We start from the raw sequence: 14,172 nt of genomic DNA on the forward strand, positions 1-14,172 counted from the left end.
GGGCTTTCGAAATTTAGGTTAAAACCAAATACGGGCCATTTTCGACAGAGCATCATCCGATTCATTCCGAATTCTCCTGCCATTCTGATTTTCCTGGCGAGGTGTCCGTTGCATGGATAAAGTACTGGTTATCGAAGACGACGTCATGATCGGGGATATGCTGTTGATGTATTTGTCGGAGGAGGGGTACGAGGTGAAGCGGGCAGCCGCCGCTCGGGAAGGGCTCAAGCTGGCGGAGTCGTTCGAGCCCGATATCGTGCTGCTCGATCTGGTGCTGCCGGACGGCAACGGCATCGAGGTGTGCCGGGAGCTGCGCAGCCGTTCGCCGGTTCCGATAATGGTCGTGTCGATGAAAACGGATGTGTTCGAGCGGGTGCAAGCGCTGAAGGCGGGGGCGGACGATTTCATGTGCAAGCCGTTCAGCATGCATGAGCTGACAGCCAGGATCGAGGCGATTATTCGCCGATCCCGCTGTCCTGCCGTTCGCGCGGAGACGGCCGCGTCCACCGAAGGCGGGCAAGTGCTGCTCGATGAGGAGCGGCGGCTCCTGTTCGTGGACGGCCGGCCGGTGGAGACGACGTTCTCCGAGTTTGAAATCATGAAGCAGTTTATCACCCATCCGGGCAAAGCGTTCAGCCGGGAAGAGCTGATCAACGCCGTTCGCGGCTTCGATTCGTTCGTGACGGAACGGGCCGTCGATGTACATATCGTCAATCTGAGGCGCAAAATCGAACCGAATCCGAAAGAGCCCCGCCGGATTCGCACCGTCAGAGGGGTCGGATACAAATATACGGAGGACGGGCCGGCGGCCGACTCGTGACAGACCGGACATTATCCGACTTCAAGATACAGCTTCGTGCCGTCGTTGTATCGGAACACGGCAACGTCGCGCACCAGTTCGACCGATGCGATTCGTTTCCACTTTTTCCGGAAATCGAAATTCAGTTCCAGTTCTTTCAGCTTGTGCGGCAGCAATTCGAACATGGCAGCCTGATCGGACGAATAATAGACCGGAACGGACCGGTTTTTGAAAGAGACGACATTCATCATAAAACGTTTTGACACCTCCAAATCTATAAAACCATTATAAAAGGTGAAGTTTAGCAAACGATAAACGTACGGTCAGTATGATGTTTGGTTTATTAACGATTGTTTAACTGTATTCGCGGGAATCGCGGGCATCCGTCACGGGCGGCCGCCGTGAAAAAGGCGCATGCTCAGCTTGAATGGTTGTGTCTGTTTGATGTCCGTTGCTCCTGCTTCTCCTAAGGAATTATACGTTTAAATGAGCTATACGTTTTGGTTCATCGCCCGGATGCTTTTGCCCTCTGCCCCCGGAGCCGCTGCAATCATCATAAGAACCGCTAACCGTGGAGGGATTACCGTGCGTAAGCTTCGAAATTGGTGGAAAGGCGCAAGGACGGATTGGCTCGACTATCCGCTGCGGGAAGGCATGCTGTGGAATAAACGGTACCGCATCGGCAAATTGCTCGGAACGGGGGGCTTCGGCCAGACTTATGCCGCTTGCGATATTCAGCGCGGCAAGCGCGTGCTGCTGAAGTTCAACCGGCCGAGCGCGGGGGAGAAGGGACGTCTGCTGCTGCGCCGGGAAAGCGTCATACTGAAGGAGCTTCGGCATCCCCAAATTCCCGGCTGGCAGGACTATATCCAGCGCGGCGGCCGGGAAGCGCTCGTGACGGAGTGGATCGAGGGCGACAGCCTGGCGCAGCAAGTGGACAAGGGACGCACGTTCACGGAACGGGAGGCGCTGCAGGTGCTGCTTTCGCTCATGCGGCCGCTGCGGTATTTGCACGGTATCGGCTATGTGCACCGGGACGTGCGTCTGACGAATGTCATCCAGCGCGACGGACATTGTTACTTGGTCGACTTCGGTCTGGCCTGCCGGATCGGCGAGCAGCTTCATTTCGACTGGCGGGACGAGGCCGCTATGGAAGAAGGAGAGCAAGAAGCGTCGCCGGCGGGTTGGGATGCCGTCGAACATCGGCTGCGCAAGCCGTACCCTTCCGGCGATCTTTATGGTGCCGGACATCTGATGCTGTTTCTGCTGTATACCGGGTATGAACCGGAAAGGCCGGAAGATGCGGGCTGGGAGCGGGAGCTAAAGCTGTCGCCCCCCGTCCGGGAATTTGTGCGCCGGCTGCTTCAGGATGAAGAGGATATGACCGCAACCGATTGCGAGAAAGAATTGAAACGGCTGCTGGCAAGATAAGCGCCGTTTTTTTTTCTTGCCAAATAAAGGCGGGCATGATACTGTTGAGATAGCGCTTTCGTGTACGTACACGAAAAAACGTGTACGTACACGGATTCCGATAACGGGCATGGGAGGAGATCGGGAAATGGCTAATCGAATCGTTATTCAGGCGGATCAGCGGGAAGGAATTATTAGCCGTCATATTTACGGGCATTTCGCCGAGCATCTGGGACGCTGCATCTACGAAGGGCTGTGGGTGGGAGAGGAGTCGCCGATTCCGAATACGAAAGGTATCCGCAACGATGCGGTGGAGGCGCTGCGGGCTTTGCGGATACCGGTGCTGCGCTGGCCGGGCGGCTGCTTTGCGGACGAATATCATTGGAAGGACGGCATCGGGCCGAAGGAGTCGCGCAAGCGGATGGTCAATACGCATTGGGGCGGCGTCGTCGAAAACAATCATTTCGGCACGCATGAGTTCATGCTGCTGTGCGAGCTGCTGGATTGCGAGCCATACATATGCGGCAACGTCGGCAGCGGCACCGTGCAGGAGATGTCCGAGTGGATCGAATATATGACGTTCGGCGGCCAATCGCCGATGGCCGACTGGCGGCGGCGGAACGGCCGGGAGGAGCCGTGGAAGCTCAAATATTTCGGCGTCGGCAACGAGAATTGGGGCTGCGGCGGCCATATGCGCCCGGAATATTATGCCGATCTGTACCGGCGTTATCAGACCTATGTCCGCAATTACGACGGCAACCGGATATACCGGATCGCTTGCGGGCCGAATTCCGCCGATTACCGCTGGACCGAGGTGCTCATGCGCGAAGCGGGCGGGCTGATGGACGGATTGAGTCTGCATTATTATACCGTGCCGGGGACATGGAGCGCCAAAGGGTCGGCGACGGTGTTCGAAGAGGACGGCTGGTTCGAGGTCATGCGCAAAACGCTGTTCATGGACGAACTGTTGACCCGTCATTCGGCGATTATGGACCAGTACGATCCGTCCCGCCGCGTCGGTCTCATTGTCGATGAATGGGGAACGTGGTACGACGTCGAGCCGGGAACCAATCCGGGCTTCCTCTATCAGCAGAATACGATGCGGGATGCGTTGGTGGCCGGATTGAATTTCCATATTTTCCACCGTCATTGCGGAAGGGTGCGCATGGCCAATATTGCCCAGACGGTCAACGTGCTGCAGGCGATGCTGCTGACCGAAGGCGCGCAATTGGTGAAAACGCCGACGTACCATGTGTTCGAGATGTTCAAGCACCACCAGGATGCCGAACTTCTGCCGCTGCGCCTGGACAGCGAGGAATACCGGTACGGCGATGCCGCTATCCCGCAGATCAGCGCCTCCGCGTCGAAACGGACGGACGGCACGATCGATATCAGCCTGTGCAATACCCGTCCGGACTCTGCGGCCGAAGTGGAGCTGGCGCTGCGCGGTCTCCCCGAAGGCGCTAGGACCGAAGCGGTCGGCCGGCTGCTGACGGCCGATGCGATGCAGGCGCACAATACGTTCGAACGGCCCGACGCGGTCGCGCCGAAACCGTTTGACGGCATCGGTACGGTGCGGAACGGCGTCCTGCGCGTCGAGCTGCCGCCGATGTCGGTGGCCTCGCTCGTCTTGACGAGCTGAACGTTGACGGGCATGATAGAAGAAAAGGCGGGCGCCTTCGGAGCGAGCGGCGACCGGCCATGCAAGCGCTGTCCGCCGGCGGATGCGGCGGATGGCGAGCGGATTTTGCGCATGGCCGAGAGGATCAAAGCCGGCATGGACTGGGTCGGAGAAGAGGCCGCCGGACGGCGGATGGCGGCCTGCCTCGCTTGCGGCGACAGGCTGCCTGACGGCACTTGCCGCCACTGCGGCTGCTATGTGGCGATCCGCATCCTGCTGCCCGGCAAGACATGCCCTCATCCCGGAGGCGCACGATGGCTATAACAAAGGAGCAACAGCGCAATGGGCATTACCATCAAAGAAATCGCCAGACGGTGCGGCGTCTCGATCGGCACGGTCGACCGGGCGCTCAACGGCCGTCCCGGCATCAAGGAAGAGACGAAACGGCGCATCCTCGAGGTGGCGAGGCAGGCGAATTACGAGCCGGATACGGTGGCCCGCAGCTTGGCGAGCGGACGGTCCCGCACGATCGGGATCGTAATCGGCGATCTGAACAATCGGTCCTTCGCCCAGCTGGTTAACGCCGCGGAACGTACTGCACGGGAGAAGGGCTACTTGGTGCAGCTGATGCTGACCGGAAAGGAGAGCGAGCCGGAGAAGCAATGTCTCGCTCATTTGAAAAGCCGCAAGGCGGACGGCATCGTACTCTTCCCGGTCAATAAAGGCGAAAGATTCGAAGCGTTCCTCGATCGGCTCGGACTTCCGCTCGTAGCGGTGTGCAACCGTCTGTCCGAACGGCGCTCCTATGTCGGCATCGACGACCGGTCCGCAATGGCCGAAGCCGCCGACCGCGCATGGACGGCCGGTTATCGGCGGTTCGTCTATATTTGTCCGCCGCTGACATACCGCGAGAGCCATAACATCCATACGCAGGCGGAACGGTTCGACGGTTTCCGCGAGGCGCTGGCGCGACGGGGAGCGGAGGAGCCGATCGTAGTGACCTCGCAAGATTTCGTTTCCGAGCTGGCGAAGCTGGAATTCTGCGGCGCTGCGCGGACCGCCGTTTTTTGCTCGTGCGACGCATATGCGCTGGAAGCGCTCAATCATTTTCGCGCAAGAGGCGTTCGTGTTCCGGAGGATGCCGGCATTACGGGATTCGACAATATCGACATGCTGAAATATGTTTCCCCGCGGCTGACGACGGTTCATTACGATATGGAAGAAATCGGCCGCTCGGCCGTCGAGCTGCTCGTTGAACAGATCGAAACGGGGCAAGCTCCCAGGCAGCTTACGCTGCCCTATCGGTATGTCGCCGGCGATTCAATGTAAAATAAGCCGGACCGCCCCCAGCACGAGCAGATGGGCGGGGTAGAAGCTGCGCCAGACCAGGCGCGGCACGGCCAGCCTGTCGAGCCGCTTCAGCCAATCCGGCGCGTAGACGATCAGAAACGTAGCGAGCAGGCTGAACATCTGGAGCAGCCACAGCTTGTAGAAGGCGTAGACGATATTCAGGGCGAAGTGCCACCCGATGGCGTAATGAAGGACGTACCGGTACAGCAGCACGAGACCGAGCGCGTAGAAGCCGTAGCTGAACGGCAACAGCTCCAGAAGCGCGGCCGAGACGGCCGCGATGGCGGACGCCGAGGGAAGTCCGAAGCGGTCGAACGCGATGAGTACACCCAAACAAACGAGCAGCGTCCCGACCGTATTGATGCCTCCGTCGTTAAGCGCCAACATATAGGGAAATTGGGACAGGGCGGCGATGACCGCCAGGCGAAGGGCATAACGTCCGGCGTTTCGCGTACGGCTGTAGCCAAGAACGATCGCGTAGGCGTAGAACGGCAGCGCCAGTCGGCCGATGATGCGGAAGAGGGGCTGATCGGGGTAAAAGATCAGTCCGACATGGTCGACGAGCATGGTCAGCATGGCGAGGAACTGCATGGATCGCCCTCCCGGTTCAATCTCACAATAGGTTCGGCAGGCTTGGCCATTGATGGCGAAGCCTGTTTCCATTTGCGTTTCAGTATATCATAACGCGGGAAGGGAAGCGGAATCCGGACAGTCTGGCGCAGCCCGAAAGCAAAAAAGGCGCCGGGAGCGCCATCTTCCTCCGGCTGCCGGCATAGCGCCGCGGCGGGAGCAAGAAGGGCGGCCGGCGCCTTAACGCCGAATCCGTTGATAAGTTATTCGTTCAGAATATATCGCGACGTCAGATCGTCCGGATAGCTCAGCTCGACCGTCCATCCGAACGTTTCGGCCAGGAAGCGCAGCGGCACAAGCGTCTTGCCGTCCACCAGGATGACCTTCTCCGGCAGCGTCTTCGGCTCGTTATTAACGGTCGCTTCCTGGCTGTCGACGACCATGACCGCCGTACGGCCGTCCTTCGCCAACGTCAACGTTTTGGTGGCTTGATCCCACTGGAGCTGCAGCTGCAGCGCCTCGGCCAGCTCCTTCGACGGCACGAGCAGCTCGTCGCCGCGGATCGCTTTGCGCGAAAACCAGAGGAGCTCGTCGGGCGTGCTGCCGAACGCGATTTCGATATTGCGCAGCTCTCCCTCCGGCGTAACCGTCACCGTTTTCACTTGCCGCTCCAGATCCTGAATGAACGTGTCGACATTGTCCTCGGTCACCCGGAAGCGCGGGTCGTCCTGGGCAACCGTCTCGGCGATCCAGGTATTCACGTCCTGATTGTGGTGGGACATGTCCTTGAACAGATCGAGATTGTACGTCCAATCTTTGAAGGTCTGGTACTCGTAAACTTTGGCGTTCGGGTATGGCTTGAACTGGTCGAACATCCAGCGCTTCATCTCCAGCTGGTTGGCGTACCGGACTTCGTTGGTGTCCCGCCATACGACTTGCCGCAATATCGTATACGGCGGATAGTAGAAGTAGAACTCGACGTCCGGATATTGCTGGACAAGCGACAGGATGTTGGTTTTGAAGCTGTTTTGCACGACGTCGAGAGGCTCTTCGTTCAAGGTGAAGAAGGCTTCCTCCTGGCTCGCCCGCTCGTAATGCTTGAAAACCGCTTCCTTGCTGAAATTCGAAAACCAGTTCCAGTTATACAAATATTCCAGCTCTTGCGGAGCGCGTCCCTGCGCCCGTTTCCAGAGCCCTTTGGCCAGCTGCTCGTATACGCTGTAGTTGAACCAGTACTTGTAGTCGTTCCAGAAATTATCGTCGTACAGATAGAACGGGAACTCCCCTTGATCGTCGCGCACGCCTTCCTTGAGCGACATATAATCGAGGCCCCACAGCACTTTTTTGACCTTGCCCGTCTCGAGCGCCACCTTGGCGATCTGATAATGCTCCCCGGCGGTAGAACCGCTCATGGAAAGCTTGAGCACTTTGCTGCCGAACGCTTCGCCGACGATGCTCGGGACGAAATTCTCGGTCATCGATGTACCGATAATAATCATGTCGTAATCGTAGTGTTTCGCCAGCCCCGGGTTTTGATACCGCTGCTGCGAGCTGTATACCGGCGGAAACCATGATTTATGGTAGTGCTGAAGCGGATCGACGATAAAGGAGATCAGCACGGCCGCACCTGCGAATATGAGCGAGAAGGCGAGAAACAGAAGCGCCATGCGCCTTCCGGCTTTGGCTGTCAGCCGTACGCCGGCCGATTGCCGCTTGCGTGCCGGTATCGATTGGGATGCGGAATAAGATTGCAAAGCGTTTCGCCTCCTGTCCTAGAAGTTAAAGTACAGAAATTCGCTGATGCGGTTGAGAAACATAAGCGAAAGAATGAAGAAGAACGCCGCCGCGACAGCTTTTTGCCAGGTCGGCCGGAACGATTCCGCCCGCTCGGAAGAGTTTTTCACAAACAGGACGAACGGCAGGAAAATCATAATCAGCACGATGGCCGGCAGCAGCTCCCTGGCCGATGTCAGCGCCAGACCGTCCGGCCCCATGCCGAACATTCCTTTCAAAATGCGGGACGCCTGTTCCCAATCTTCCGCCCGGAAAAACACCCATGCCAGATTGACGAACTGGAAAGTAATAAACCAGGCCAGCCATTTCGGAAGCTTGAAGCCGTATTTTTGCCACAGCCGGTTGATGACGATGCCGATGCCGTGCATCAAGCCCCAAATAATGAACATCCATCCGGCGCCGTGCCATATGCCGCCGATCAGGAAAACCATCGCATTGTTGAACAGCATGCGGGCTTCGCCTTTGCGGTTGCCGCCGAGCGGAATGTAGATATAATCGCGAAGAAAGCGGCTGAGCGTCATATGCCAGCGCCGCCAGAAATCCTGGATGCTGAGCGCCTTGTAAGGCGAGTTGAAGTTTTGCGGCAGCCTGATGTTGAACAGCAGCGCCGCGCCGATCGCCATGTCGGTATACCCGCTGAAATCGAAGTACAGCTGGAACGTATACGACAGCGAAGCAACCCACGATTCGACAAAATGGGTCGCCTGCGCGAACCCGTCGTTGGCGAATTCGGCGAATGTGTCGGCGATCACGACTTTTTTGACCAGACCGATGCAGAATACGTAAATGCCGAGCGAAGCGTTGCGCCAGTTCCATATTTTGTTGCGCTTGCGCTCGAATTGCGGCATCATCTCGCTGTGGTGAAGAATCGGACCGGCGATCAGATGCGGGAAGAACGTAACGAACAGCACATAGTTGACGATGTTGTATTCCCGGGCTTTGCCTTTATACGCGTCGACGAGAAAGGCGATCTGCGTAAAGGTAAAGAAGCTGATCCCGAGCGGAAGCACCAGCTTGAGCAGCGGGAGCTGCCAGCCGGTCAGGGCGGACAGATTCGACAGGAAAAAGTCCGCGTATTTATAATAGCCGAGCAGCAGCAGATTGCCGATGATGGCAAACGTCAGCAGCGCTTTGCGCTTTTTGATCTGCGCCGGGGTTAATTGCGGCTTTTCGCCTTCGGCGGCCGGGTCCGGCGCATTGCGCATCAGAAGACGCCCCATCGTGTAGTTGAAGGCGATAGAGGCCATAATAAGCGGAACGTATTTCGGATTCCAGTATCCGTAGAAAAATACGGACGCCAGAGCAAGCCACAGCTGGGCCGCAAAGACGAAGCGGAACCGGTTCAGCACGAAGTACACGATTACGGTGATTGGTAAAAACAAAAAGATAAAGTCAAACGAATTAAACAGCATTTAGCTTCAAACACTCCCCGGGGTAATAGTCCAACCTGAGCGCATGGAAAGCGGCACTCTGCACTTTGGATTTCCGCGAAACATCATTTCACCTTAAACGGCAAATAGGTTTTCTGCCGACATTCCGCTTTCTTTCGACATCTATTGGACGATTTCCTGCTTAAAATAGTTCCCTTTTCCCGGTATTATTGTAAAACGGCCGAATGGTTTGTCACAAAATATTCAATTGTCGGTTCACGGATCGCCCGGAATCGGACAAGAAAAAATTTTTTTTAAAAACCTATTGACATCCAGAATGAAAAATCGTATTCTATAAAAGTGTTCGCTGTGTTTGCTGATGTAGCTCAGCTGGTAGAGCAACGCACTCGTAATGCGTAGGTCGGAGGTTCGAGTCCTCTCATCAGCACCATAACTTCGTTATGACCAAGCGGTTGTCCGGATATCGGGTGGCCGCTTTTTATTTTGTTCGAGGGGATATTCGATACGTTTTCCCGGCTCAAAATCAATACTGCAAAAGTGCAGTTTTTTCCCGCTATTAACAGGCCGAACGCTCAAATTTCTGCGATAATACAGTATTTTTGACCTCCAAGCGGCGTGTAAGGCGGAAATGATCAAAAAATCCTGCACTTTTGCAGTAATTTGCGCCAAAGACATCTGTCTGGGGCAAAAATCCTGCACTTTTGCAGTATTCACCGCTCATCAGCTGTTACCGGCGGCCGCTGCCCAGCGGGAAAGGGTCGATTGGCTAACGCCGGCGACATCGCGGCCCGCTGGCATAGCCATCTTCGGCTAACGCCGGCGACATCGCGGCCCGCTGGCATAGCCATCATCGGCCAACGCCGGCGACATCGCGGCCCGCTGGCATAGCCATCTTCGGCTGCCACCAGTGACATCGGTTCGCTGGAACGGTCCGACAGTCACATAATCGCGGCGGCCGCTCTTCCGCCTCAATGTCCGGTGGCGGACGAGACTGCATAAGACAAAAAAGAAGGGGCGGTCCCTCGATCATTCAAGACCTTTTGGGACAGCCCCTTCATATAGCCGGTTATTCGGTTGCGCGCGAGCTTACGCGCGGCTTGCGCCGTGGCCTTCGCCGGCCGGATCGCCAAGTACGGAAGTGCAATGTCCGCAGCGGGTCGCTTTGATCGGAATGACGGACAGGCAATACGGGCATTCCTTCTCCTTCGGTTCTTCCGCCGGAGCCGGCTCTTCCTTCTGGCGCCGCAGCGCGTTCGCGCCTTTGACGACAAGAAAGACGCAAAATGCGACAATGAGAAAATCGATGACGGCGTTAATGAAATTGCCGTAGGCGATAACGGCGGCGCCGGCTTGCTGCGCTTGCGCAAGCGAAACAATCTTCTCGCCGGTTGCCGTCTTCATATCCGGATCGAGGTTAATGAAGAGATCCGAAAAATTGACCCCTCCGAGCAGCTTGCCGATCGGCGGCATAATCAGGTCGTTTACCGCCGAGGTGACGATTTTGCCGAAAGCCGCGCCGATGATGACGCCGACCGCCAGATCGAGAACGTTGCCCCGGACCGCAAATTCCCTGAATTCCTTTACCCATGTTTTCATAAAATCCCCCCTTCCTTTTCAGGTTATAATTACCAACGATATTATAACTGCATATGGAACGGACAGTCTATAGCTCCTAAGCGTCAATGGCGTCGAAATTTGGCTAACCGTCAAAGATGTGAAAGGATTTTATGGAAATTTGTCGAAATTTAAAACTGGAGTGAATTATTGGATATTCGAGGAGTTTTATGAACCAGCCATTCAGCCTGAATCAAGCCATCTATTTTCTTCTATCCCTCCTAATTATTGTCTTCTCCTCCTGCACGATGTTCAGCATGATCGAATCTTTCAAGAAGCGAGGCCGCATTGCGGGACACTATTGGCTGTTGGCGGGGGCGGGTGTATTCGGTCTTGGCCTGTGGGCCATCACTTTCGTCGCCCATTTGTCCTCGAACTATACGCTGGTCGTCGGCTGGGCCGTAATTCCGGTATTGTTGGCGGGGGTCGCGATGACATATTTGTCGTTTCTGGTCATGGGGAAGCGCAAGGGGAGTTCTGGCGGAATGATCGTGAGCAGCCTTCTATTGAGCGCTGCCAGTTTTCCTGTCCATTTTTTCAGCTTGCATTCCGGAAACGTTGCGGAATATAAGCTCGATGCACCGCTGGTCGCCCTGTCTGCCATTGTTAACTTTGCGGGCACGTTATACGCGATCCGATGTTTCGACCGCAGACCGGAGACGGCGCGTTGGATCGGCGGGCTGGTGCTGGGCGTTACCAATATGACGACCCAACTTTTCGTGCTGAAAGCGATGGCGTTCGTCCGCGTTGAAACATTGACGCCGGATCAGCTGAACGAATATTTTGCGGTGCAGGGGACGATGTTCGGCATCGCGACGCTGGTGATATTCGTATTCAGCCTGTCGGCGTGGATGTCGGACCGGAAGTTTCTGCAGTCCGAAGAGCGCTATCGGCTGCTCGTGGAAAACTCAATGGATATGATCGCTATTATCAGCGAACGTCAATGGGAATATGTGAACCGGGCAGGACTAAAGCTGTTCGAAGCGGAACCGGGGAACGGCCTGATCGGCCGTCCGGTATTCGATTATCTTCATCCCCGGCATCACGGCGAGTTTTCCAGACTGCTGAAGGGGGAGCAGTCCGAGACGAACGGCATTCCGATTGAGCTGGAGTGGTATTCGGTCAAAAAACGGCCGCTGCATACCGAAGTCGTGGGAACGAATACGACGTATAACGGCAAACCGGCGCTTCAGGTCATCGTCCGGGATATCACCGAGCGCAAAAAAAAAACGAAAAGAAAGTGATCAATTCCGAGAAGCTGTATATTGCAGGACAACTGGCGGCCGGCATTGCGCACGAAATCCGCAACCCGCTTACGTCGTTGAAAGGATTTTTGCAATTGATTTCAACCGGACGCAGTGCGGGCAAAAACTATTATGACATTATGAAGGCCGATCTGGGCCGAATCGAGTCGGTGATCAGCGAGCTGCTTATGCTGTCCAAGCCGCAAATTTACGAATTGACCCGGCAGGACGTGCGGGCAATGGTTGCCGATTCGTTGACGCTATTGAAATCGAAAGCGGTTATGAGCGGCATTTCCGTTGTAACCTCGTTCGAGGACCGTCCGCTCTGGATTAACTGCGTTGAAGTCCAGATCAGGCAAGTTTTCACCAATATTATGAAAAACGGGATCGAAGCGATGCCTGAGGGCGGTTCCTTGCGGGTTGCCTGCACGCTCGAGGCGGATGAGGTTATCGTCCGGATTGCGGACGACGGTCCGGGGCTTGGGGAGGAGCAGCTTTCGAAAATCGGCCAGCCGTTCTATACGACAAAGGATAAAGGAACGGGCCTCGGGCTTATGGTCGCGTTCAAGATCGTCCAAAATCATAAGGGGAGCGTGAAAACGCGCAGCGAGCTCGGGAAAGGAACGGCATTTGAGATTCGTCTGCCTTACGCCGGATCCGGTGTCACGGAGGGGGCGAGTATGGCGGCGAACAAGAAAGTCCGCAGGTCGATCGGACAAAGCTAGAGCCTCTCGTATGCCGGACATCCGGCCGATTTTCGTTTTCGCTCTTTCTTCCGCTATAATAGCGGAAGGAGGGAAACAGCGCATGTATCACCGTAGAGAAATGACCCTTGGCGACCGGTATCTGCCGGCAAAATGGCGCGCGGACATCGGCACCGGAAGTCCGGAGAAGAAAGGAGATCGGCCGTGACGATAGGAGCTCGTGTACTCAAGACCGGCATGGCCGTAGCCCTGGCCATTTATTTGAGCGGGCTAATCGGCTTTCCTTCTCCCATTATTGCGGCGGTTGCGGCGATTTTTACGATTCAGCCGTCGGTGTACCGGTCCTGGCAGCAAATTGCCGAGCAGTTTCAGGCCAATATCGTGGGAGCGGGCATCGCGCTTGCAGCGGGCTTGATGTTCGGCCATACGCCGATCGCCGTAGGACTGGTATGTATTGTCGTCATTATATTGAGCATCCGATTCAAGATGGAGAGCGTCATCGGATTGACGCTCGTGACCGTCGTCGCGGTCATGGAAGCGAACAGCCAAAGCTGGTCGTTTGCGGTGGAGCGTTTTTTGATGGTGTTGACCGGCATGGGCGCGGCGTTCGCCGTCAATATTCTGATTTTTCCTCCGCGTCCGCGCAAACAGTTTATGCAGCAGGTGCATCAGGCTTACGACAAGCTTTCCTTGCTGCTGCGAACGGCTATTTCGAACGAGATGAAAGAGCAGGTATATCGGGACGAGAAGGAGAAGCTCGAAGAGATGCTGCGCAAGCTGGATGAGCGGTACGCCGTGTTCGAGGAAGAGCGGGCGCTGCTGCCGGGGCGCAAGCAGGAGCTGGCGCGGCAGCTCATTCTTTCGAAGCAGATGATCAAGGCGCTGCGAAAAGGGGCCGAATTGCTCGAGGCTGTGGAAGAGCACTATTTTTCGTCGCCCGGCGCGGACAAATGGGCCGCTCCATTCGACCGCCAAATTGAAGAGCTGTCCAAATACCACGAATATATTTTGTTGAACGCGGAAGGGAAAATGAAATCCGGCGCTCATATCGAGCCGGAGGAAGAACGGGAATCGCGATTGGCGGAGCAACTGACGGATTACTTCAAGCAGGAACGGGACGAAGGACGGCGTCTTGTCTTTGTCGCTGCCGCGTTGTTCGAATATGCCTGGCATCTTCGCCGCCTGGACCGGATCATCGACCATATTAAGCAGCGCGAAGGCAGCCGCGGGAATCGTTCCGAACTCGCGTAAGCGAATAGCCGGAAGCGCGTCCGCTTTTGGGAAAATCGGGAGGCAGCCCTCCGAAAACCGTCGGGGTTTTTCGGAGGGCGCGGCCTCCCGTTTCATTTATCGCCCCGGTCGATATGGCCGCGGGGATGCTGAAGGCCGGCTGCCGATTCGGCGTCGTCGCTTTTCGGTACGAGCCGCGGATCGGTTTGCCCCTCGTGATGGTTATCGAATTCAAGCTCCACAAGCTCCCATTCGGTCGTTCCCAGCATCGGATCGGCGGGGAACACCTGACCGCGCTGGAGCTTCTCTTCGCCGCCCCATTCGTTTTTGTATACGCCGTCGACTTCGACGGGCTCGCCGGATATCGGCTCCATCTCGTAATGGCGCTTCTTTTCGCTCATTTGTGGTCTCCTTGTCGACATCTTTCGGCTGGATGCCCGGACTT

Annotated in this window: 14 protein-coding genes and 1 tRNA gene; 9 read left to right on the forward strand and 6 right to left on the reverse strand. The window is 56.4% G+C overall.

Features of this window, described 5'->3' with window-relative positions; genetic code table 11:
- Window positions 1–112: 112 nt before the first annotated feature.
- A complete protein-coding gene (locus ABEV74_RS00930) occupies window positions 113–820 on the forward strand; it encodes a response regulator transcription factor (RefSeq protein WP_430142808.1) in 708 nt (235 codons plus the stop codon).
- 11 nt (window positions 821–831) lie between these two features.
- Here the strand turns inward: ABEV74_RS00930 and ABEV74_RS00935 are convergent, their stop codons facing one another.
- Window positions 832–1,050, reverse strand: a complete 219-nt coding sequence (locus ABEV74_RS00935) for a hypothetical protein (RefSeq protein ID WP_062496214.1) — start codon at window positions 1,048–1,050, stop codon at window positions 832–834.
- Between the two features lie 334 nt (window positions 1,051–1,384).
- Here ABEV74_RS00935 and ABEV74_RS00940 point away from each other — a divergent pair, with 334 nt between their 5' ends.
- The 4 genes from ABEV74_RS00940 (at window position 1,385) to ABEV74_RS00955 (ending at window position 5,159) form a co-directional block, all read left to right on the forward strand.
- Entirely contained in the window at window positions 1,385–2,230 is an 846-nt protein-coding gene (locus tag ABEV74_RS00940) for a serine/threonine protein kinase (RefSeq protein WP_430142810.1), read from the forward strand.
- A 127-nt stretch (window positions 2,231–2,357) separates the two neighbouring features.
- Window positions 2,358–3,851, forward strand: coding sequence for an alpha-N-arabinofuranosidase (locus tag ABEV74_RS00945; protein ID WP_430142812.1), 1,494 nt, complete (start codon window positions 2,358–2,360; stop codon window positions 3,849–3,851).
- Between the two features lie 12 nt (window positions 3,852–3,863).
- Window positions 3,864–4,154, forward strand: coding sequence for a DUF6171 family protein (locus ABEV74_RS00950; RefSeq protein ID WP_062496208.1), 291 nt, complete (start codon window positions 3,864–3,866; stop codon window positions 4,152–4,154).
- Between the two features lie 18 nt (window positions 4,155–4,172).
- The gene (locus ABEV74_RS00955) at window positions 4,173–5,159 is read left to right on the forward strand and encodes a LacI family DNA-binding transcriptional regulator (protein ID WP_430142814.1); all 987 of its coding nucleotides are present in this window, start codon (window positions 4,173–4,175) and stop codon (window positions 5,157–5,159) included.
- Here ABEV74_RS00955 and ABEV74_RS00960 read toward each other — a convergent pair.
- The 3 genes from ABEV74_RS00960 to ABEV74_RS00970 form a co-directional block, all read right to left on the reverse strand.
- On the reverse strand, window positions 5,151–5,771 hold the full coding sequence (locus tag ABEV74_RS00960) for a TraX family protein (protein WP_430142816.1): 621 nt from the start codon (window positions 5,769–5,771) through the stop codon (window positions 5,151–5,153). The two genes, ABEV74_RS00955 and ABEV74_RS00960, sit on opposite strands and share 9 nt — an antisense overlap.
- A 242-nt stretch (window positions 5,772–6,013) precedes the next feature.
- Window positions 6,014–7,504, reverse strand: a complete 1,491-nt coding sequence (locus tag ABEV74_RS00965; protein WP_062496202.1) for a copper amine oxidase N-terminal domain-containing protein — start codon at window positions 7,502–7,504, stop codon at window positions 6,014–6,016.
- Window positions 7,505–7,522: 18 nt separating this feature from the next.
- Window positions 7,523–8,956 (reverse strand): MBOAT family O-acyltransferase, encoded by a 1,434-nt coding sequence (locus ABEV74_RS00970; protein WP_062496200.1) that lies wholly within the window; start codon window positions 8,954–8,956, stop codon window positions 7,523–7,525.
- A 333-nt stretch (window positions 8,957–9,289) separates the two neighbouring features.
- On the opposite strand from ABEV74_RS00970, the gene ABEV74_RS00975 reads away from it, so the two are divergent.
- A tRNA-Thr gene (locus ABEV74_RS00975) sits at window positions 9,290–9,365 on the forward strand.
- 656 nt (window positions 9,366–10,021) lie between these two features.
- On the opposite strand, the gene mscL is transcribed toward ABEV74_RS00975, so the two are convergent.
- Window positions 10,022–10,531, reverse strand: a complete 510-nt coding sequence (gene mscL, locus ABEV74_RS00980; protein WP_430142819.1) for a large conductance mechanosensitive channel protein MscL — start codon at window positions 10,529–10,531, stop codon at window positions 10,022–10,024.
- A 275-nt stretch (window positions 10,532–10,806) separates the two neighbouring features.
- Between mscL and ABEV74_RS00985 the strand changes: the two genes are divergently transcribed.
- From ABEV74_RS00985 to ABEV74_RS00995, 3 genes are all read left to right on the forward strand, one after another.
- On the forward strand, window positions 10,807–11,793 hold the full coding sequence (locus tag ABEV74_RS00985) for a PAS domain S-box protein (RefSeq protein WP_430142821.1): 987 nt from the start codon (window positions 10,807–10,809) through the stop codon (window positions 11,791–11,793).
- A complete protein-coding gene (locus ABEV74_RS00990) occupies window positions 11,790–12,518 on the forward strand; it encodes an ATP-binding protein (RefSeq protein ID WP_430142823.1) in 729 nt (242 codons plus the stop codon). Before ABEV74_RS00985 ends, ABEV74_RS00990 begins: the two co-directional genes overlap by 4 nt.
- Window positions 12,519–12,701: 183 nt before the next feature.
- Window positions 12,702–13,748 (forward strand): FUSC family protein, encoded by a 1,047-nt coding sequence (locus ABEV74_RS00995; RefSeq protein ID WP_430142825.1) that lies wholly within the window; start codon window positions 12,702–12,704, stop codon window positions 13,746–13,748.
- Window positions 13,749–13,840: 92 nt separating this feature from the next.
- Here ABEV74_RS00995 and ABEV74_RS01000 read toward each other — a convergent pair whose 3' ends face one another.
- The gene (locus tag ABEV74_RS01000; protein WP_062496193.1) at window positions 13,841–14,128 is read right to left on the reverse strand and encodes a hypothetical protein; all 288 of its coding nucleotides are present in this window, start codon (window positions 14,126–14,128) and stop codon (window positions 13,841–13,843) included.
- Window positions 14,129–14,172: the final 44 nt, after the last annotated feature.

It is taken from the genome of Paenibacillus cisolokensis, from assembly GCF_050481165.1.
GTDB lineage: Bacteria > Bacillota > Bacilli > Paenibacillales > Paenibacillaceae > Paenibacillus_AH > Paenibacillus_AH cisolokensis.